Raw genomic sequence first — 21,155 nt, 5'->3', positions numbered from 1 at the left:
GGTGGAAAAATGGCAGATGAAGTTCTTTCGCAAAATGAGATTGACGCCTTATTATCAGCTTTATCATCTGGTGAAATGGATGCCAATCAGTTAAAAGAAGAAGAAAAAGATAAAAAGGTAAAAGTATATGATTTTAAAAGAGCATTAAGATTTTCTAAGGATCAAATTAGAAGTATTTCCCGAATTCATGATAACTTTGCTAGATTGTTATCAACGTATTTTTCAGCACAGTTAAGAACCTATGTACATATTGCTGTTGCTTCTGTAGATCAAATTCCTTATGAAGAGTTCATTCGCTCGATTCCAAGCAAAACAATTTTAAATGTCTACAGTGTTGAACCATTGGATGGAAGAATTATTTTTGAATTCAATCCAAATATAGCTTATGCCATGATGGATCGTATGCTAGGTGGTAAAGGAAGCAGTTTTAATAAGATTGATAACTTAACCGAGATTGAAACAACTCTGATGTCACAACTGTTTGAAAAAGCTTTAGACAATCTTCAAGAAGCCTGGAGCTCAGTAGTTAATATCGATCCAATGTTGGAGGACTTTGAAGTAAATCCACAATTTTTACAACTCGTTTCGCCTAATGAAACGGTTGTCGTTGTATCTCTGGATACTACGATTGGTGATAGTAGTGGTATGATTAACATTTGTATCCCTCATGTAGTACTTGAACCGATTATACCTAAATTATCTGTTCATTATTGGATGCAAAATGAAAATTCTAAAGAGAGAAAACCAGAAGAATATGAATCTATTTCTTATAATATCAAACAGACAAGTTTGGACATGACAGCAATATTAGGTGAAACATCGATTACATTAGAAGAATTTTTATTTTTAGGAATCGATGACACCATTGTACTGGATAAGAGTATTGATCAAGCTTTAACATTACAAGTTGATCAAGAGCCTAAATTTCTTGTACAACCAGGAAAGAAAAAACAGAAGATTGCAGTACAAGTAATAGACGAAATTAAGGGAGGGGATCACGATGATGAATGATGGAATGTTATCCCAAGACGAAATAGATGCGCTGTTAAATGGTTCTGATGATACCAATGAAGATGTGAATTCAAATGAGGCTCCTTCCACAGATGAATGCCTATCATCTATTGAAGAAGATGCTTTAGGAGAAATTGGAAATATATCCTTTGGAAGCTCGGCAACCACACTCTCAACTTTATTAAATCAAAAAGTAGAGATTACAACACCAATTATTAGTGTTCTTCATAAGGGTGAATTAGAGGAAGAATTTCCTGTACCATATGTTGGAATAGAAGTGAAATATACAGAAGGCTTTAGTGGAGCAAATTTATTTATACTCGAATCAAAAGATGCTGCTATTATTGCTGATCTCATGCTTGGTGGAGATGGGAATCCCGAATCACAGGAGTTAAATGATATCCATTTAAGTGCTGTTCAAGAAGCAATGAATCAAATGATGGGAACTGCAGCGACAAGTATGTCTACTGTTTTTAATAAAAAGGTAGATATTTCTCCGCCAACAACATCTATTATGGATGTAACAGAAGAAGAAACACAATTCTTAACACCAGATGATGATGTCTTAATCAAGGTTTCGTTTCAATTAAAAATTGGAACATTAATAGATTCCAAAATAATGCAGTTGTTACCCGTTACGTTTGCTAAAGATTTAGTAGATCAATTACTGAATTCATCAGAGGAAACAAGTGCATCAAATAATCAAACGACTGATAATACTGAAATCAATCAACATCATGAGGCTACTGAATCTGTGCCTAATACACAACCGGTTCAACAACAAGCACAGAGTAATACTCAGCAGCACCAACCAAAACAATTAGGAACTCAATCAGCAGGAACAAGTCAAGGGGTTCAAGCAGCAGCATTCTCAAGCTTTGAAGATGTACCTTTACAACAAAGCGAAAAACGAAATCTAGACTTATTAATGGATATTCCATTACAGGTAACGGTCGAGTTAGGGAGAACAAAGCGAACGGTAAAAGAGATTTTAGAACTATCCTCAGGTTCTATTGTAGAATTAGATAAACTCGCAGGTGAGCCGGTTGATATATTAGTCAACCAAAAACTGATAGCCAAAGGTGAGGTAGTCGTTATCGATGAAAACTTTGGTGTACGGGTAACAGATATCGTAAGTAAAGAAGATAGATTAAAGCAACTAAAATAGATATTTGAAAGGATGGATAAACATGGCTAAAACAGTATTAATCGTAGATGACGCTGCTTTTATGAGAATGATGATCAAGGATATTTTAACAAAGAATGGGTATGACGTAGTAGGAGAAGCGCAAGATGGACAGGAAGCTGTTGAAAAATATAAAGAATTACAACCTGACTTAGTAACAATGGACATTACAATGCCAGAGATGGATGGAATTGCTGCTTTAAAAGAAATTCAAAGTATCAATGGAGATGCAAAAGTTATTATGTGTTCTGCTATGGGGCAACAAGCAATGGTAATTGATGCAATTCAAGCAGGAGCTAAAGACTTTATTGTAAAACCATTCCAAGCTGACAGGGTAATCGAAGCCATTTCAAAAGTTTTAGGTTAATGAGGTGATTAGCATTAACCTGAAATCATGTATTAGCATATTTTTTATTTCCCTTCTAGTATGGATTTCACCAATAAATCTAGAAGCAAGAATGGTAAATGAAATATTGGATAATCAAGAAGAAATACAACTAGAAGAAGAGAACGAAGTGGATGAAAGTGAAGGAGTCACAGAAACCGATGATCAGCTGGCTGTTGAGTCCCCTAGTTTTATAGGCAGTTTCTTTAAACTCATTCTCGCCTTAGTTGTAGTAATTGGTTTGATTGTGCTGATCTCAAAGTTTTTGCGTAAAAAAAACGGTTTTCTCAAAAAGCACCAAGTAATTGAGAATTATGGTGGTATAACCGTTGGATCGAATAAATCGATTCAAACGATAAAAATAGGGGAGCGTTTTTATGTCATTGGTGTTGCAGATAATATTGAATTGCTAATGGAAATTACGGACCCTAATACAATCGAACAGTTATTAAAACAAGAAGAAACAAATGATTCTTTAGATAAACTCAAGGCGAAATTGACAAAACAACCAGTAGAGTCAACGAAAAATAGCAATCAAAACTTCTCTTCGCTATTTAATAAGGAGCTTAATACAATGAAAGAAGGAAGAAAGAAAGTATATCAAAAACTGAAGGAAAGTAGTCGAAAAAATGATGATACACCTCATTGATGTTTTCTCTGGTACAGATCCTGAGAGTATATCTACATCTGTCCGTTTACTTTTATTATTAACTGTTCTTTCATTGGCTCCTAGTATATTAATATTGATGACTAGCTTTACTAGAATATTGATTGTTTTATCATTTGTGCGGACGTCTCTAGCGACACAGCAAATGCCGCCAAACCAAGTATTGATCGGCCTCGCTTTATTTATGACATTTTTTATAATGGCACCTACATTTCAAGAGGTAAACGAGGAAGCGTTACAGCCATTATTTGATGAAGAGATAACGTTAGAAGAAGCTTATGATAATGCTAGTGTCCCCATTAAAGAGTTTATGTCGAAACATACAAGGGAAAAAGATTTAGCGTTATTCATGAATTATGCAGAAATAGACAGACCGGAAACGGTTCAAGATATCCCATTGACAACATTAGTTCCAGCTTATGCGATTAGTGAATTAAAAACTGCTTTTCAGATGGGCTTTATGATATTTGTTCCATTCCTTGTCATTGATATGGCAGTTGCAAGTGTCTTAATGTCTATGGGGATGATGATGTTACCGCCAGTAATGATTTCATTACCATTTAAAATATTATTGTTTGTTCTAGTAGATGGGTGGTATTTAATTACACATTCATTATTAGATGGTTTCTTACCACTTTGACATAGTTTGAGAGGAGATACTGATAGTGAGTGGAGAATTTGTCGTTTCATTAGCCGAGCAGGGGATATTCACCATATTAATGGTGGCAGGGCCAATCCTTATATTGGCGCTAGTAGTAGGTTTATTAGTAAGTATTTTTCAAGCTACTACCCAAATTCAAGAACAAACACTTGCATTCATACCGAAGATTGTTGCTGTTTTATTAGGTATTGTTATATTTGGTCCTTGGATGTTGGCAACAATGGTAGAATTTGCAACAAATTTATTCGAAAATATGAATCAGTTTGTGGGATAGATTATGTTTGAGTTAATAGATATCAATCGCTTTCCGGCATTTATTTTAATCTTGGTCAGAGTCATATCATTTTTTGCAACAGTACCGATCTTCTCTTATCGAAATATACCAACACAATTAAAAATTGGTATTGGTGTTTTTATAGCATGGATTATGTTTTATACACTGGATGTTCCTGAGCTTGCATTTGATGGCATGTATATTTTACTCATTATGAAAGAGGCGGTTATTGGTTTATTATTAGGTTTAATTGCCTATTTGATTTTATCCGCTATTCAGATTGCAGGTGGCTTTATCGATTTTCAAATGGGTTTTGCGATTGCAAATGTTGTTGACCCGCAAACTGGAGCTCAAAGTCCATTAATAGGACAATACTTTTATACGATCGCTATTCTTTTTTTGTTATCAGTTGACGGTCATCACCTGCTGCTTAATGGGCTGATGTATAGTTTTGAAGAGTTGCCGTTAGATCAGTTATTTCAATTTAATAGTCTAGATTTGATTCTGCAAACGTTCAGCCAAATGTTTTTAATGGCATTTCAATTAGCTCTTCCAATAGTAGGTTGTTTGTTTTTAGTGGATGTAGCATTGGGTATTATTGCCAGAACTGTGCCACAACTAAATGTTTTTGTCGTAGGACTTCCACTGAAAATTTTTGTTTCCTTTGCTGTATTATTTATGTTTGTAACTTTTTATATGATGATTGTGCAACAACTTTTTCAATATACATTAGAAACGATGCAAAGTCTTATTCAAATGTTCGGAGGTGCTTAATAGATGAAATTAAGGCTTGATCTTCAATATTTCGCAGGCGAAAAAACAGAAAAAGCCACTCCGAAGAAAAGACAAGATGCTCGTAAAAAGGGCCAAGTTGCCAAAAGTCAAGATGTAAATACAGCCATTTTACTATTTTTTGTGTTTATTATTTTGTTAGTGACAGGCGATAACCTGAAAAGTACGATGTCAGCCATGTTTAGCAAATCATTTACGGAATATATTCATCATGATCTAACTGAAGAAGAACTATCCCGTATGTTTTTAGATGTTTTGTCCCAAATAAGTATAGCTATCGCGCCCATTATGCTTATTGCAATTGTTGCTGGGCTAGCCTCAAACTTTATGCAAATAGGCTTTTTGTTTACAACTGAACCGCTAAAAATGAAGTTAAATAAAATTGATCCGATTCAAGGTGCGAAGAGGATATTTTCCGCCAGAGCACTGGTAGAATTAGTAAAATCGTTATTAAAAATCGCCGTTGTAGGTGTAATTACATTCTCAATTATATGGATCAATCGAGATGAAATGATGATGCTAGTTGATAAAGACATTCATGGTGCATTAGCTTTCTTTGGACAGATGACAATTCAAATGGGAGTTGCAGCGGCGATCGGTCTACTGATTATTTCGGTGATTGATTATGCTTATCAAAAATATGATTTTGAAAAGCAAAACAAAATGTCAAAAAATGATGTGAAAGACGAACATAAAAATATTGAAGGGGACCCATTAATCAAATCAAAAATTAAAGAGAAGCAAAGACAGATGGCGATGCAGAGGATGATGAGTGAAGTACCTAATGCGGATGTTGTTATTACGAATCCAACTCATTATGCTATAGCAATTAAATATGATGAACGAAAGGCAGATGCGCCATATGTTGTTGCCAAAGGTGTCGATTTTGTTGCGATGAGAATTAAGGATATTGCTCGAAATCATGACGTGGTAATGGTAGAAAATCGACCTTTAGCAAGAGCATTATATGATCAAGTCGAGATTGATGAAATGATAGGTGAAGATTTTTTCCAAGCTGTTGCAGAAATTTTGGCTTATGTCTATCGAATTCAAAAAAAGATTTAAGAATGTTTGTGTGTTTTACGTAAAGGAGTTGTAAGAAGATGAAAGCTAGAGATTTTTCCGTTTTATTTGGTGTTATATCTATTATTATTATGTTAGTTATTCCTCTTCCAGGGTGGTTATTAAGTATATTAATTTTAACCAATATATCTCTAGCATTAATCGTGATTTTAGTCTCCATGAATACAACAGAGGCTTTGCAATTCTCTGTTTTTCCTTCTTTACTATTGCTATTGACATTATTCCGGTTAGGTTTGAATGTATCAACTACTAGATCTATTCTATCAGAGGCAGATGCAGGTGGCGTAGTAGAGACATTTGGTACTTTCGTTATCGGAGATAATCCATTGGTAGGTTTTGTTGTGTTCGTTATTTTAGTGATTATTCAATTTTTAGTTATTACCAAGGGTAGTGAGCGTGTATCAGAAGTTGCTGCTCGGTTTACATTAGATGCAATGCCAGGTAAGCAAATGAGTATCGATGCCGATTTAAATGCAGGAATGATTAATGAACAACAAGCAAAAGAACGACGAGAAAAAATTGAGCATGAAGCTGATTTTTATGGCGCAATGGATGGTGCCAGTAAATTCGTAAAAGGTGATGCGATTGCTGGTATCATTATTGTACTCATCAATATTATCTTTGGATTAATTATTGGAATGGCACAGCTTGGATTGAGTTTTAATGAAGCAATTGATATATATATGCGGTTAACCGTTGGGGATGGATTAGTTAGTCAAATCCCAGCCTTACTAATATCAACAGCTACCGGGATCGTGGTTACTAGAGTTGCCTCAGATGGTAACTTGAGTGCGGATGTCAGTAAACAATTATTGAGATATCCTACACTACTTTATATCGCGGGTGGTACGATTTTCTTCTTAGGTTTAACACCGATCAATTTTCTTCTGACAACGATGATCGCTGCTGTATTAATTGTTAGTGCATATCTGTTATCGAGAAGCACGCAGCTAGATGAAGCTCCAAGTGATGAGCAGGTAGATGAAGCAGAATCGGAAGAAATGCAATCACCAGAAAATGTAGTTGGTCTGATTAATATGGATCCAATTGAATTCGAATTTGGTTATGGCTTAATTCCGTTAGCTGATTCTAATCAAGGTGGAGATTTATTAGACCGAGTTGTTATGATTAGACGTCAATTGGCAATTGAATTAGGTTTAGTTATTCCAGTGGTAAGAATTCGAGACAATATTCAGTTAAACCCTAATGAATATCGGCTTAAAATAAAAGGTAATGAAATTGCTAGAGGAGAGCTACTACTTGATCATTATTTAGCGATGAGTCCAGGTATTGAAGATGATGAATTAGAAGGTATTGATACAGTGGAACCGGCATTTGGGTTACCGGCTAAATGGATTACGGAAGATGTTCGAGATGATGCAGAAATGTCTGGTTATACCGTTGTAGATCCTCCATCTGTTGTATCGACCCATATAACAGAGTTAATCAAACGTTTTGCACACCAATTAATTGGTCGTCAAGAAACACAACAACTGATTGATCATTTGAAGGAGTCTAATCCAATTTTAGTAGAAGAAGTAACACCAGAGCCATTGGCGGTTGGAGATGTCCAAAAAGTATTAGCTAAGTTGTTGCGTGAAAATGTGTCTATTAAGAATTTGCCAGTTATATTTGAAACATTAGCCGATTTTGCCAAAATGACAACTGATACAGATCTACTGACCGAATATGTAAGACAATCATTATCCGTCCAAATTACGAATGATATCGTACAAGGTAAGCAACAATTAAAAGTGATCACTGTTTCAGGTGAAGTGGAAAAATTAATTGCTGAGCACATACAACAAACTGAGCATGGAAGTTATTTAGCAATGGATCCTGATACACAACAACAAGTGATTCATTCTGTTTCGGAAAATGTCGAGAACATGAGTTTACAGGAAGAAACCCCTGTTATCTTATGTTCACCGACCATTCGCATGTATTTCAAACAATTATTAGACCGCTTTTATCCACATGTGATTGTTCTGTCTTACAATGAGATTGAGCCAACTGCAGAAATTCAAAGCATCGGGGTGGTGAACGTAGCATGAAAGTAAAAAAATTCAAAGGTGCAACAATGCCAGAAGTGATGCAAGTCGTCAGAAAAGAATTAGGGTCAGATGCTGTTATTTTAAACTCTAAGGTCATACACGAAGGCGGATTTTTGGGGCTTTTTAAGAAGAGAAAAATCGAAGTCTTAGCGGCAATGGATCAAACAAAACTGCCAAAGAGAAAGAATAACGTGAGTAAACAGGTAACAGAACCTAAATTAAATATTCAATCTACAGTCAAGAACCCAAACCAAGAAGAGGTCTTAAAAGAATTGCGGGAAATGAAACAATGGATGCAAAAGAATACTACAAAAGATATGACATTTAAGCTACCCTATCAAGTGGTTTACGATCATTTAGTCAAGCAAGAAGTAGATGAGGGAATCGCTTATGAATTAATTGAATCTATTCAAGCAAGATTTGATCATGAGGAGATAGCGGAAAGTAAAGTATGGGATCAGCTTTCTTTTGAAGTAAAGCACCGTATTGCAAACAAAGGGACTTTCGGTGGAGAAATTTTTGATAAACAGTTTATTCATTTGGTTGGACCTACTGGGGTAGGAAAAACGACAACGATCGCAAAACTAGCTGCTCATTGCGTATTAAACCGCCAAAAAAAAGTAGCATTTATAACAACAGATACGTATCGAATTGCTGCGATTGAGCAACTAAAGACTTATTCAAAAATCTTAGATGTCCCAATAGAAATCGCATATAATTTGGATGATTATCAAAAAGCGAAAGAAAAGTTTCGAGAGTATGATTATGTTTTCGTTGACACAGCTGGCAGAAATTTTAGAGATGAAAAATATATAAAAGAATTAGGTAAAATAGTTGATTTAAACCACGAGGTCAATACGTATCTAGTCCTTTCCTTAACTACTAGGGCAAAAGATCTAGAAGATATATATCAACAATTTGATAATATTCCAATCAAACAACTTATTTTAACGAAGAAAGATGAAACAACTACTTATGGTCCTGTATTAAATTTATGCTTAAAATATCAAATTGGAATTGCCTATATGACAAATGGTCAGGATGTACCAGATGATATTGAAGAAAGTTCTATAGACCAAATTGCAAAATTAATAGTTGGTGATTAAAATGGCTGATCAAGCAGCAAAGCTTAGACAAAAATTAATAGGGGTACACAGTCATTATCATACAAAAACGATAGCTATAGTTAGTGGTAAAGGAGGCGTAGGAAAGTCTAATATTGCATTAAACTTTTCTTTATCCTTAGCCAGTAAAGGAAAAAAAGTTTTATTATTCGATCTTGACGTTGGTATGGGTAATATTGACATATTATTAGGGAAAAGTACTAACTATTCTATTATAAATCTATTCGAGAATAATTTGTCGATATATGATATTATAGAAATAGGTCCAAACTCACTGTCTTATGTTGCTGGTGGTAGTGGACAAGATCATATTTTCTATCTTGATGCGGAAAGGTTGCAACATTTCCTTGAGCAATTAGAACTACTAATGAGAGAATATGACTACATTATTTTTGATATGGGTGCAGGTGTTACACGAGAAACGATCCATTATATTTTAGCTGTTGATGAATGTATTCTTGTAACAACTCCAGAACCAACTTCGATGACGGATGCATATTCCATGATTAAGCATGTGTTATTGCAACAACCAATAAAGTTTCATTTAATTATTAATCGAGCTAAAAATAAGAAGCAGGGTGTCGATATCATGAATCGGATGAATCGTGCTGTGAAACGATTTTTACATCATGATGTTATCCCGCTTGGAACAATCCCTGATGATTCAGCTGTTACAGATGCTGTATTAGCACAGCAACCTTTTCTTATACATAACCCTAAATCAAAAGCATCAGTGGCAATCGAACATGTTGCTAATCAGTACCTAGGGGAACCATCAACAAAATTAGATGACTCAGGATTTCTAAACAAACTCAGAAGATTAATTACAGAAAGGTAGAAATCTATGAACAGAAAACGTGTATTAGTCGTTGATGACTCAGCATTCATGCGAAAAATGATATCAAATATTGTCCATTCGTCTGCTTATTTGGAAGTGATTGGTACGGCAAGAAATGGTGAAGATGCGTTACAGAAAGTGATGGAATTGAAGCCTGATGTTATTACTTTAGATGTGGAAATGCCTCTTATGGATGGTATATCAACGTTAAAAGAAATCATGAAAAAGATGCCAACACCTGTTGTTATGCTTTCCAGTTTAACGAAATCTGGTGCAGATAAAACGATAGAGGCAATGTCTTACGGAGCTGTTGACTTTATAGCAAAACCTTCCGGATCGATATCTTTAAATATTAAAGACGTTGAATCAGAGATAGTTCAAAAAGTAGAGCATGCATCACGTGCCAATTACAAGTTATCCATCAATACGTCATCTTCTATTAAAAAGAAAAGCTATAAACCTATTTCAAGTAACCGTCCGATTGTCGCGATAGGTTCTTCTACAGGGGGACCAAGAGCATTGCAACAAGTCATCACTAAGTTGCCAGCTGGTTTTCCATCACCAGTTGTGATTGTGCAACATATGCCAAAGGGATTTACCAAATCATTGGCTGAGCGTCTTGATAAATTATCCAATGTCACGGTTAAAGAAGTAGAAGATGGAGATTTAATAGAGAATGGCAATGTTTACCTAGCACCTGGGGGGAAGCAATTTAAAGTAAAAGAAATCGACAGCAGATTGTATGCAGAAGTTAAAACAGAACAGCCGGTTAATGGACACCAGCCATCTGTTGATGTACTGTTTGAATCGATTGCCAATGTAAAAGAGTGTCATCCTCTTGCAGTCATACTTACAGGTATGGGGAGTGATGGATCAAATGGCCTGTTACACCTCAAACAAAAACACCCTAGAACCATTGCAATATCTCAGTCGAAAGAAACCTGTGTAGTTTATGGTATGCCTCAAGCAGCAGAAAAAACTAGTTTAGTAGATTATGTAGAAGACTTGGACAACATTAGTGATGCATTAGTGCAAAAAATCCAAACGAAGAGGTGAAATACCGATGGAAAATAACGAGTATCTAGAAGTATTTATTGAAGAAAGTAAAGAACATATTCAATCTTTAAACGACCAACTATTAATTTTAGAAAACGAACCCGAAAACATGGATACAGTAGGCGAAATCTTCCGGTCTGCACACACGTTAAAAGGTATGGCAGCGACAATGGGTTTTCAAGATCTAGCTGATTTAACTCATAAGATGGAAAATGTTCTAGACGCAGTACGAAATGATCAAGTGAAAATAACTTCTGAGATCATTGATGTGATATTTCAAGCGGTCGACCAACTGGAGGGAATGGTATTAGATATTGCTGAAGGTGGCGATGGTTCCTCAGATGTACAAGAACTTGTGAATACCTTACAAGCAATCGAAAGTAATCAAGGTTTTGAAAAGGTAAATGAATCAACTACCAATACAAACACCAATACAACAAATACAAAGACAAGTGATCAAGCACACTTTGACGGACTAGATCAATTTGAATTAGCAATATTAGATCAATCAAAAGAAAATGGATTCGAGAACTTAGAAGTAACGGTGAAATTAAATGATAATTGTCTATTAAAAGCTGCTCGCGTATATATGGTGTTCGAAGTCTTAGAACAAATTGGTGAAGTAATTAAGGCTGACCCAACAGTTCAAGAATTAGAAGAAGAAAATTTTGATCTGCAGTTTCATGTGTTACTAGTAACGAAGGATAGCGCTGAAGATGTAAAGCAAAAAATTCTAAAAGTGTCTGAGATAGAGGAAGTTATTGTATCAACGTTCGAACAAGTTACGAACGTACAGGAACATCATGAAGAGAAAGAAAATGTTGAAAAACAATCAAATGAAGTTAAGGAATCATCTAAGAATAAAACCGCAGATGATAGCAAGAAAAAGGCTGCCAAAGGTGTTGCAAGTAAGACGATTCGGGTCAATATCGATCGTCTTGATGGTTTAATGAATTTGTTTGAGGAATTAGTAATCGACAGAGGCCGTTTAGAGCAGATTTCAGCAAATCTGAAACATGCAGAATTACAAGAGACTGTTGAGCGCATGTCGAGAATTTCGGGAGATTTACAAAATATTATATTAAATATGCGTATGGTTCCGATTGAACAAGTCTTTAATCGTTTTCCAAGAATGGTGCGTCAGCTTTCAAAAGATTTAGGGAAAAAGATCAACCTTGAAATTGTTGGTGCAGAAACGGAATTAGACCGAACTGTTATTGATGAAATTGGTGATCCATTAGTACACTTGATTCGAAATGCATTAGATCACGGGATTGAAACGCCTGAGAAACGACAGGAAGCAGGAAAAAATGAAGAAGGACATTTATTATTAGAAGCGTATCATAGCGGAAATCACGTCTTTATTGAAATTTCTGATGATGGAGCGGGAATAAACAGAGAAAAAGTGGTAAACAAAGCAATTTCTAATCACGTAATTACAGAAGAGGAAGCTAAGCAGTTAACAGATAAAGAAGTATATCAGTTGATCATGTCAAGCGGCTTCTCTACTGCTGATAAGATTAGTGATGTTTCAGGTCGTGGAGTAGGTTTAGATGTAGTAAAAAATACTATCGAGTCACTTGGTGGAACGATTACGATCGAATCAGAAGAAGGCAAAGGTTCGCTATTCTCTATCCAATTGCCATTAACACTATCAATTATATCTGTTCTATTAGTAGAAGTAGAGAAAGAAAAGTACGCGATTCCGTTATCATCTATTATTGAAACAGCAATTATAAGCAAATCAGAAATTCTAAATGCTCACAACAAAGAAGTAATAGATTTCCGAGGAAAAGTAGTACCATTAATAGATTTAAAGAATGTATTTGAAGTACCAACTGAAGAAGAAGACGATGAACTATATTCTGTTGTTATTATTCGCAAAGGCGACAAGATGGCAGGACTAGTTGTGGATACATTCATTGGTCAGCAGGAAGTTGTTTTAAAGTCATTAGGCGATTATTTAGGCGATGTATTTGCAATATCAGGTGCCACTATTTTAGGTGATGGACAAGTAGCGTTAATTGTGGATACGAACACATTAATAAACTAGGAGGGGTAGCATGGAAGAAACAACTAGCAATCATCAATCGATTATTATCGAATTGGATAAAGAAGAATATGCGATTCCTGTGGAAGTAGTCGGAGCTATCGAACGGATGCAACATATTACGAGAGTACCAAAAACAGCTAATTTCGTAAAAGGTGTTATCAATCTTCGTGGTGTAGTTACACCAATTATCGACTTGCGCGAGCGGTTCGGAATGGAAAGGGCAGAGCATACAGAAAGTACAAGAATCATTATTATTCATATGGAGAACTATGATGTTGGTTTTATTGTAGATGCTGCCTATGACGTTTTATATATTCCAGAAGATGCTATTGAGCCTGCTCCACAGGTTATTGGAACAGTTGACTCAGATTATATAGGTGGAGTAGCAAAAGTCGACAAAAGGTTGATTATGCTTTTAGAATTGGAAAAAGTATTATCCCAAGAATCCTATCAGGCAGCATTTTTAGGACAAGAAGGTTAGATAAATGGTCCAGATGGAAAACTTATCGCAACATCATTTAGACGTATTAAAGGAAGTTGGTAATATTGGTGCTGGGAACGCTGCTACAGCACTCTCAAGCTTATTAGGAAAAAAGATAGAGATGTCTATTCCATCTATTAGGATTGTTGATTTTAATGAATTAATGGATTATGTAGGTGGGCCAGAACAAGTCATAGTAAGTGTATTTTTAAGAATACAAGGTGAAGCACCTGGGAGTATGTTTTTTGTACTATCACCAGAAGAATCAAGTTCATTAGTGGAACAATTGACAGGTACATCAGGAGATAATATCGAAGAAAATGATCTCGCTATTTCAGCTATTTCTGAAATTGGCAATATTCTTTCAGGATCTTACTTATCTGCTTTATCTGATTTTACATCTATTAATATGCAACCAACTGTTCCTAATCTAACGATTGATATGGCAGCCGCTATTTTGATGCAAGGGCTTCTTGAGATTTCGCAGGAAAGTGATTATGCCATTATCATAGATACGATGATTGAGGAAGAAGAACAGTCAAACGAGTCGGTGAAAGGCCATTTCTTTTTATTACCAGACCCTGACTCTTTTGATGAAATTTTCAAAGCACTAGGGGTCGAAGAGGAATGACAATCATAACTACTGTTGTAAAAGTTGGTATAGCAGATTTAAAAGTAACACAAATACCAAACACCTTAAAAACATCTGGACTAGGATCTTGCGTAGGAGTTGTCATCTATGAACAGAAGATAGCAGGACTTGCACATGTCATGTTACCAGATTCAACTGCATCGAAAAAAAGATTAGTAAACGAAATGAAGTATGCAGATACATCGATTGATTTATTATTGGAGCAACTCTTAACGGAAGGTGTTAATAAATCTAAGTTGAAAGCAAAAATAGCAGGTGGAGCACATATGTTTTCTTTTCAGTCAAATAACAATATGTTAAAAATTGGTGAACGTAATGTCGAAGCGGTGCTTACTAAATTAAGAGAACATAAAATTCCGGTGGTAGCACAGGATGTAGGCGGCAATAAAGGGAGAACAATCGAATTCGATATCGAAACAGGCATGCTCGAAGTAAGAACAGTAAATAGTGGAATTATGCAAATTTAATTAGGATTCATTACTTTTGAAATGAGGTGATTCGATGGTCAAAGATACGTCTATGGAAAAAAGTTTGTGGAATAAATGGTTAAGCAACAAAAGTGAAGATAATACGAATGAATTAATTGAAAACTATATGTATCTTGTACATTACCATGTCCAACGAATCGCTGTTAATCTGCCTAAAAGTGTTAACAAAGATGATATCAAAAGTTTAGGGTTATTTGGATTGTTTGATGCGATATTAAAATTTGATAATAGTCGTGATTTAAAATTTGATACCTATGCTTCTTTTCGGATCAAGGGAGCCATCATAGACGGATTAAGAAAAGAAGATTGGCTTCCTCGAACGACAAGAGATAAAGTGAAAAAAATTGATCATGCCATGGAATCGTTAGAACAATCACTTCAACGAGAAGTAACGACAGAAGAGGTTGCTGAATATCTAGGTTTGACTGTGGAAGAAGTAGAGGATTCATTGAAGGATAGTTTTTTTGCTAACTTGTTATCAATGGAGGAGAAAAGTAAAAATAACTCAGAAGATACAAAAGAAGGAATTGGCTATCTTATTCCAGATGATCGAGAGCCGTTACCTGAAGATAATATGGTACGAAAGGAAAACTATCAGGAATTATCGAAGTGTATCCAACAATTAAACGAAAATGAGCAAATGGTATTAAGTTTATTTTATGATAAAGAATTAACATTTACGGAAATCGGTAAAGTATTAGGCTTAACAACATCAAGGATCTCACAAATTCATAAACAAGCGATAGTAAAAGTTCGTCATTTATATAAAAAAATATAAGAGTATAGGCGGGGCTTGATCATGAATGAAATAAAAGAAAAAATAGATATTAATATCTCGAAAAATCGATTAGTGGCAACGCTGTATGTGAAAGATCCAGATGCAATCGAAGACATAACAGAGGAAGATATTCAAGAGTTACTCAAAAGTTATAACATCGAATTCGGAGTTATGAATCTAGCTGAGATAGACTGGAAACAAAAACTAATAGCGGATGAGGAATTTATCATCGCGGAAGGGAAAAAGCCGGAAAACGGTACAGATGGTAAATTAATCGTAAAGCAATCAACAGACAATTCTTTAGCCGAAGAAGAAAAAACGAATTTTAGAGATATTACTAGAATCCCAATGGTTGAGACAAATGACATTTTGGCACAATTAATACCACCAACTGATGGTGAAGAAGGGATAGATATTTTTAATAACCCGGTTAAACAAAGAAAAGGTAAGCCTTATAAGTGTAGATCAGGAGAAAATGTTTCTTTTGATGAATCGACTTATACATTTATTGCCACTTCAGATGGGCAATTATCTGTTGGTGATCAAGTCATAAGTGTGTTTCCACTTTATGAAGTAAATGGTGACTTATCCCTTGAAACAGGTAATATACAATTTAATGGTTCCGTAATGATTAAAGGTAATGTTCCCACTGGTTATAGTGTAACAGCAAATGGTGATGTAACGGTATATGGAATTGTAGAAGCATCCTATATTCATGCAGGTGGTAATGTCTTAATAAGAGAAGGTATTGCAGGTATGGAGAAAGCCATTGTAACGGCTGATGCGGATATTGAAGTAGGTTATATTAATCAAGCTGAAGTAACGGCAGGTAGAGATCTGAAGGTGAAGAAGTCGATCATGCATTCCAACTGTGTTGCGCAACATAATCTTTTCTGTACGAACGGAAGTATCATTGGAGGTAGTTGTTCAGCTGGAAAAATCATGGAAGTAAAGAATTTAGGGAATTTGGCAAATTCAAAAACGGAATTAGCGTTTGGAATCAGTAAAAAAATCTTAGATCGTGTAAGCGGTTTAAAACAAAATCGAAAAGAATTAAAAGAGAACCAACAGAAATTACGAATCTTAGGTGACCAATTGAAGCAGAAAAAAGATGCTGTAGGGGAACTACCAACAAAAGAAAGAATTATGTTATTAAAACAGCGTAATATGCTTAGTAAAACTAATGAAAAGTTACAGTTAATTGAGGACGAATTAAATGAATTAGAATTTGAAATTGGTAATTATGCTGATATGAAATTAATGGTTAAAGGAAAAGCGTATGAGAATGTTGAATTAATGTTTGGTAAATATAAACGGGTTTTATATCAAGAGCATCAATATTTTCAAGCTTACTTAGAAGAAAAAGAAATAACGATTCAATCTTTATAGCTAAACTGTTATACTGGAAACAAATGAAAGTGCGGATATTTATTTCAAATATTGGAGGTATCCCATGAGTTGGAAAGCAGTAGAAATGCAGGTAGCGTTGCCTAGAACACAGGATGCTGGTAAAATTCAGGATCAGATGCAACAACAAGGCAGGATTGATCAGAATCAACTAGCACAATCAATGGCTAAAGAAGACTTGAGAAGACGAAAGCAAGTTTTGGAACAAGAAGCAAGTCAACAACTAAAAAACAACAAGCAAAAAAGGGACAGCCACTTCCAAGAAGTATCGGAAGATAAGAAAAAAGAGAAACAGCATCAACAGCAATACAAACATCCTTACTTAGGAAATAAAGTGGATTTTAGTGGTTAAGAGGTAGATTATGCTATATATATTGTTATTGTTTAGTTTTATCATTCATATTGTAACTTTTGTCATCATCCGACAACTGAAATTAAAACAAGATACATTAGTTGGAGTAGAAGATAACGTGAACCAGCAAGTGAAAAATATCGAAGACACTCTTGCTGTTTATCTGGTGGAATTAAAAGAAGAAAACGAGAAATTTGTACAACAAGTAGAAAAGTTTAATCGTAATAACTCAGATAATAATAATCAAAAACAACCTGAAGTCAGAAAATCTGTTAAGGAAGTCCATACACCTAAACAGTCAACAAAAGAATATCAAGCCATTGCACATGTTGAACAGGTCGAAGATGTTGTAGAACGTTCAACAACAGCTTCTGTGTTACATTTGCATGAAAAAGGTTATACAGTAGATGAAATAGCGAAAGAGCTGGACAAGGGTAAAACAGAAGTTGAGCTATTATTGAAATTTCAACAAAAAAAATGAAATATCGCTTGATTGCAACTATACATTATGGTATATTTGTTTTCGGTGTTAAATACACACGTTTGTGGAAGGTACAAGTGGTGCTATTCACTAGTCCTTGTATCGTATGAAACAAATGGAGGAATAAAAACCAATTTACAGGAGGAAAAATAATGGCAGTTATTTCAATGAAACAACTACTAGAAGCTGGTGTTCATTTTGGACATCAAACACGCCGTTGGAACCCAAAGATGAAGAAATATATCTTCACAGAGCGTAACGGCATTTACATTATTGACTTACAAAAAACAGTGAAAAAGGTAGAAGAAGCGTACAATTTCGTAAAAGAAATCGCTGAAAATGATGGAACTGTTTTATTCGTAGGTACAAAGAAACAAGCACAAGAATCAGTAAAAGAAGAAGCGATCCGTTCAGGAATGTACTTTGTAAACCAACGTTGGTTAGGTGGAACATTAACGAACTTTGAAACAATTCGCAAACGTATCAACCGCTTAAAAGATATTGAAAAAATGGAAGAAGACGGCACTTTCGATGTTTTACCGAAGAAAGAAGTTGTAGGTCTTCTTAAAGAAAAAGAACGTCTAGTGAAATTCTTAGGCGGTATTAAAGAAATGAATAAAATTCCTGATGCTTTATTCATTATCGACCCAAGAAAAGAACGTATTGCTGTTGCAGAAGCACATAAATTAAACATTCCGATCGTAGGTATTGTTGATACAAACTGCGATCCAGATGAGATTGATTATGTAATTCCAGCGAATGATGATGCTATTCGTGCTGTGAAACTTCTTACTGGTAAAATGGCAGACGCTATTTTAGAAGCGAAACAAGGAGAAGTAACAGAAGAAGCTGCTGAGCAAGCAGAAGCTACAGAAGAAGCAGAAGTTGAATCTGTAGAAGAGTAATTAAAGGTTTTGGTGATAAGAGGGAGACCTTTTATCACCTTTTTTTCAGCAATATATGATATTAAAGGAGGAAATTCTAATGGCAATTACAGCAAAATTAGTAAAAGAACTAAGAGAAAAAACTGGTGCAGGTATGATGGATTGTAAAAAAGCACTTCAAGAAACTGATGGTGACATCGAGCAAGCTATTGATTATCTACGTGAAAAAGGTATCTCTAAAGCTGCGAAAAAAGCAGACCGTATTGCTGCGGAAGGTTCTGCGTATGTAGAAGTTTCTGGAAACGAAGCGGTATTATTAGAAGTAAACTGTGAAACAGACTTTGTTACTAAAAACGATCAGTTTAAGACATTAGCACAGGATCTTGCTAAACACATTCTTTCTCAAAAACCAGAAACTGTTGAAGATGCTTTAAAACAACCACTTAACGGTGACGGTGAAACACTTGAAGAATTCATCAACTCCAATATTGCAAAAATCGGTGAGAAAATTTCCTTGCGTCGTTTTACACTATTTAACAAAACAGATAATGATGCGTTTGGAGCATATATCCACATGGGTGGTAATATTGGTGTAGTTACAGTTCTTGAAGGAACAACTGATGAACAAGTAGCCAAAGATATTGCAATGCACGTAGCTGCTGTAAATCCTAAATATCTATCTCGTGATGCTGTTTCAGCAGAAGATGTTGAAAAAGAACGCGAAGTACTTAAAACACAAGCATTAAACGAAGGTAAACCAGAACATATTGTTGAAAAAATGGTAGAAGGTCGTCTTAACAAGTTCTTTGAAGAAATTTGCTTATTAGAGCAAAGTTTTGTAAAAGATCCTGATCAAAAAGTAAAACAAATTGCAAAAAATCACAATGCAACAGTTAAATCTTTCGTGCGCTATGAAGTTGGCGAAGGAATTGAAAAGCGTGAAGATAACTTTGCTGAAGAAGTAATGAATCAAGTAAACAAAAAATAACTTTGATTAAAAAGAGGGGCACATGGTGTCCCTTTTCTTTGAAAAGTAACAATAGTTTTATTAATATATTTTAGGAAATGAGAGATTCTTATCCTTTTACTTGGCTAAAATCTTCGTTTTCTTTATAATATTTACATATATGGAGGTAATTATGGCTACTGCTAACTACAGAAGGATTGTTCTTAAATTAAGTGGAGAAGCTCTGAGTGGTGAACAAGGATTTGGTCTTGAGCCATCTATCATTCAATCAGTGGCAAAACAAGTAAAAGATATAGTTGAATTAGGTGTAGAAGTTGCAATTGTTGTTGGTGGTGGCAATATATGGCGTGGTAAAGTAGGAAGCGAAATGGGGATGGACCGTGCTAATGCTGATTATATGGGAATGTTGGCTACTGTCATGAATTCTTTGGCTCTTCAGGATAGCCTTGAAAATGTAGGCATTCCAACACGCGTTCAAACTTCCATCGAAATGCGTCAAGTAGCAGAACCATATATTCGTCGTAAAGCAATTCGACATCTAGAGAAAAAGCGTGTGGTTATTTTTGCTGCTGGGACTGGTAATCCATATTTCTCAACTGATACAACTGCAGCTTTACGAGCAGCAGAAGTGGAAGCAGATGTTATTCTGATGGCTAAAAATAACGTAGATGGTGTATACACTGCTGATCCAAAAGTTAATAAAGAAGCTAAAAAGTACGATGAGTTATCTTATTTAGAAATTTTAAATGAAGGATTAGGTGTAATGGACTCAACGGCATCATCATTGTGTATGGATAACAACATTCCTTTACTTGTATTCTCCATTTCAGAGGAAGGAAACATTAAGAAAGCTGTAATTGGCGAAAATATTGGAACCATTATAAGGGGGAGCTAAAACATGTCTGAAAAGTTAATGAAAGAAACTCGTGAGAAAATGGATCAAGCGGTAAAAGCATATTCTAAAAATCTTGCAACAGTAAGAGCGGGAAGAGCAAACCCAGCTTTATTAGATAGTGTACAAGTGGAATATTATGGTGCATTGACACCATTAAACCAATTGGCATCTATTTCTGTGCCAGAAGCTCGGTTATTAGTTATAACACCATTTGATAAATCTACCGTTTCTGATATCGAGAAGGCTATTCAAAAAGCTGATCTAGGTTTATCACCATCAAATGACGGAAATGTAGTTCGAATCAGTATTCCTCCACTAACTGAAGAACGTCGTAAAGATTTAGTGAAAGTAGTTGGCAAGTATGCGGAAGAATCAAAAGTGCAAATCCGTAATATTCGCCGTGACACAAATGATCAATTGAAGAAAGATGAAAAGAATGGTGACCTTACAGAAGATGAATTAAGAGGTTTCCAAGATGATGTACAATCAATAACAGACACACACATTCAAAAAATTGATGAATTAACGAAAGAAAAAGAACAAGAAATTATGGAAGTCTAAGCCAAAAAAAGGTAGAATATATGAT

General features: G+C 35.2%; 24 protein-coding genes. All 24 read left to right on the top strand.

All coding sequences use genetic code 11. The features are described from left to right. The first annotated feature begins 9 nt into the window (after positions 1-9). The 24 genes from fliM (at position 10) to frr (ending at position 21,130) form a co-directional block, all read left to right on the top strand. A complete protein-coding gene (gene fliM, locus GH715_RS03705) occupies positions 10-1,011 on the top strand; it encodes a flagellar motor switch protein FliM (RefSeq protein ID WP_153834285.1) in 1,002 nt (333 codons plus the stop codon). Continuing rightward, on the top strand, positions 1,001-2,179 hold the full coding sequence (gene fliY / locus GH715_RS03700; protein WP_153834284.1) for a flagellar motor switch phosphatase FliY: 1,179 nt from the start codon (positions 1,001-1,003) through the stop codon (positions 2,177-2,179). Before fliM ends, fliY begins: the two co-directional genes overlap by 11 nt. A gap of 22 nt (positions 2,180-2,201) precedes the next feature. Then, positions 2,202-2,564 (top strand): response regulator, encoded by a 363-nt coding sequence (locus GH715_RS03695; protein WP_018932662.1) that lies wholly within the window; start codon positions 2,202-2,204, stop codon positions 2,562-2,564. Between the two features lie 106 nt (positions 2,565-2,670). Beyond that, positions 2,671-3,231: a flagellar biosynthetic protein FliO gene (locus tag GH715_RS03690; RefSeq protein WP_163578436.1), complete on the top strand. Its 561-nt coding sequence runs from the start codon at positions 2,671-2,673 to the stop codon at positions 3,229-3,231. Further along, on the top strand, positions 3,215-3,889 hold the full coding sequence (fliP, locus tag GH715_RS03685; protein WP_153834308.1) for a flagellar type III secretion system pore protein FliP: 675 nt from the start codon (positions 3,215-3,217) through the stop codon (positions 3,887-3,889). The genes GH715_RS03690 and fliP overlap by 17 nt, the downstream gene beginning before the upstream one ends. Positions 3,890-3,914: 25 nt before the next feature. Beyond that, positions 3,915-4,184: a flagellar biosynthesis protein FliQ gene (gene fliQ / locus GH715_RS03680; RefSeq protein WP_163578435.1), complete on the top strand. Its 270-nt coding sequence runs from the start codon at positions 3,915-3,917 to the stop codon at positions 4,182-4,184. Positions 4,185-4,187: 3 nt separating this feature from the next. Then, positions 4,188-4,958: a flagellar biosynthetic protein FliR gene (fliR, locus tag GH715_RS03675; RefSeq protein WP_153834281.1), complete on the top strand. Its 771-nt coding sequence runs from the start codon at positions 4,188-4,190 to the stop codon at positions 4,956-4,958. 3 nt (positions 4,959-4,961) lie between these two features. Continuing rightward, positions 4,962-6,041, top strand: a complete 1,080-nt coding sequence (gene flhB, locus GH715_RS03670; protein ID WP_153834280.1) for a flagellar biosynthesis protein FlhB — start codon at positions 4,962-4,964, stop codon at positions 6,039-6,041. A 38-nt stretch (positions 6,042-6,079) separates the two neighbouring features. Continuing rightward, positions 6,080-8,113, top strand: a complete 2,034-nt coding sequence (gene flhA / locus GH715_RS03665; protein WP_153834279.1) for a flagellar biosynthesis protein FlhA — start codon at positions 6,080-6,082, stop codon at positions 8,111-8,113. Further along, positions 8,110-9,219: a flagellar biosynthesis GTPase FlhF gene (gene flhF / locus GH715_RS03660; protein ID WP_153834278.1), complete on the top strand. Its 1,110-nt coding sequence runs from the start codon at positions 8,110-8,112 to the stop codon at positions 9,217-9,219. The genes flhA and flhF overlap by 4 nt, the downstream gene beginning before the upstream one ends. A gap of 1 nt (position 9,220) precedes the next feature. Next, positions 9,221-10,075 carry a MinD/ParA family protein gene (locus tag GH715_RS03655; protein ID WP_153834277.1) on the top strand — a complete coding sequence of 285 codons (855 nt, stop codon included), beginning with the start codon at positions 9,221-9,223 and terminating at the stop codon, positions 10,073-10,075. Between the two features lie 6 nt (positions 10,076-10,081). Then, on the top strand, positions 10,082-11,131 hold the full coding sequence (locus GH715_RS03650; protein WP_153834276.1) for a protein-glutamate methylesterase/protein-glutamine glutaminase: 1,050 nt from the start codon (positions 10,082-10,084) through the stop codon (positions 11,129-11,131). A 7-nt stretch (positions 11,132-11,138) separates the two neighbouring features. Next, the gene (locus GH715_RS03645; protein ID WP_153834275.1) at positions 11,139-13,184 is read left to right on the top strand and encodes a chemotaxis protein CheA; all 2,046 of its coding nucleotides are present in this window, start codon (positions 11,139-11,141) and stop codon (positions 13,182-13,184) included. A 10-nt stretch (positions 13,185-13,194) separates the two neighbouring features. Further along, entirely contained in the window at positions 13,195-13,665 is a 471-nt protein-coding gene (locus GH715_RS03640; RefSeq protein WP_153834274.1) for a chemotaxis protein CheW, read from the top strand. A gap of 4 nt (positions 13,666-13,669) precedes the next feature. Further along, positions 13,670-14,296, top strand: a complete 627-nt coding sequence (locus GH715_RS03635) for a chemotaxis protein CheC (protein WP_018932650.1) — start codon at positions 13,670-13,672, stop codon at positions 14,294-14,296. Next, positions 14,293-14,784 (top strand): chemotaxis protein CheD, encoded by a 492-nt coding sequence (locus GH715_RS03630; RefSeq protein WP_153834273.1) that lies wholly within the window; start codon positions 14,293-14,295, stop codon positions 14,782-14,784. The genes GH715_RS03635 and GH715_RS03630 overlap by 4 nt, the downstream gene beginning before the upstream one ends. Positions 14,785-14,818: 34 nt before the next feature. Beyond that, entirely contained in the window at positions 14,819-15,583 is a 765-nt protein-coding gene (locus tag GH715_RS03625; protein ID WP_153834272.1) for a FliA/WhiG family RNA polymerase sigma factor, read from the top strand. Between the two features lie 21 nt (positions 15,584-15,604). Beyond that, positions 15,605-16,972, top strand: a complete 1,368-nt coding sequence (locus GH715_RS03620; RefSeq protein WP_153834271.1) for a FapA family protein — start codon at positions 15,605-15,607, stop codon at positions 16,970-16,972. Between the two features lie 64 nt (positions 16,973-17,036). Beyond that, positions 17,037-17,342 carry a hypothetical protein gene (locus GH715_RS03615; RefSeq protein WP_153834270.1) on the top strand — a complete coding sequence of 102 codons (306 nt, stop codon included), beginning with the start codon at positions 17,037-17,039 and terminating at the stop codon, positions 17,340-17,342. A 10-nt stretch (positions 17,343-17,352) separates the two neighbouring features. Continuing rightward, positions 17,353-17,823 (top strand): DUF6115 domain-containing protein, encoded by a 471-nt coding sequence (locus GH715_RS03610; protein ID WP_153834269.1) that lies wholly within the window; start codon positions 17,353-17,355, stop codon positions 17,821-17,823. Between the two features lie 152 nt (positions 17,824-17,975). Further along, entirely contained in the window at positions 17,976-18,728 is a 753-nt protein-coding gene (rpsB, locus tag GH715_RS03605) for a 30S ribosomal protein S2 (protein ID WP_018932644.1), read from the top strand. A 79-nt stretch (positions 18,729-18,807) separates the two neighbouring features. Beyond that, positions 18,808-19,695, top strand: coding sequence for a translation elongation factor Ts (gene tsf, locus GH715_RS03600; RefSeq protein ID WP_153834268.1), 888 nt, complete (start codon positions 18,808-18,810; stop codon positions 19,693-19,695). Between the two features lie 151 nt (positions 19,696-19,846). Then, positions 19,847-20,569 (top strand): UMP kinase, encoded by a 723-nt coding sequence (gene pyrH, locus GH715_RS03595; RefSeq protein ID WP_018932642.1) that lies wholly within the window; start codon positions 19,847-19,849, stop codon positions 20,567-20,569. Positions 20,570-20,572: 3 nt separating this feature from the next. Continuing rightward, positions 20,573-21,130: a ribosome recycling factor gene (frr, locus tag GH715_RS03590; protein WP_153834267.1), complete on the top strand. Its 558-nt coding sequence runs from the start codon at positions 20,573-20,575 to the stop codon at positions 21,128-21,130. Positions 21,131-21,155 lie beyond the last annotated feature (25 nt).

Source organism: Gracilibacillus thailandensis, from assembly GCF_010994055.1.
Taxonomy (GTDB): domain Bacteria; phylum Bacillota; class Bacilli; order Bacillales; family Amphibacillaceae; genus Gracilibacillus; species Gracilibacillus lacisalsi.
The sequence above is the reverse complement of the archived record's forward strand: the minus strand, read 5'-3'. Positions and strand labels throughout refer to the sequence as shown.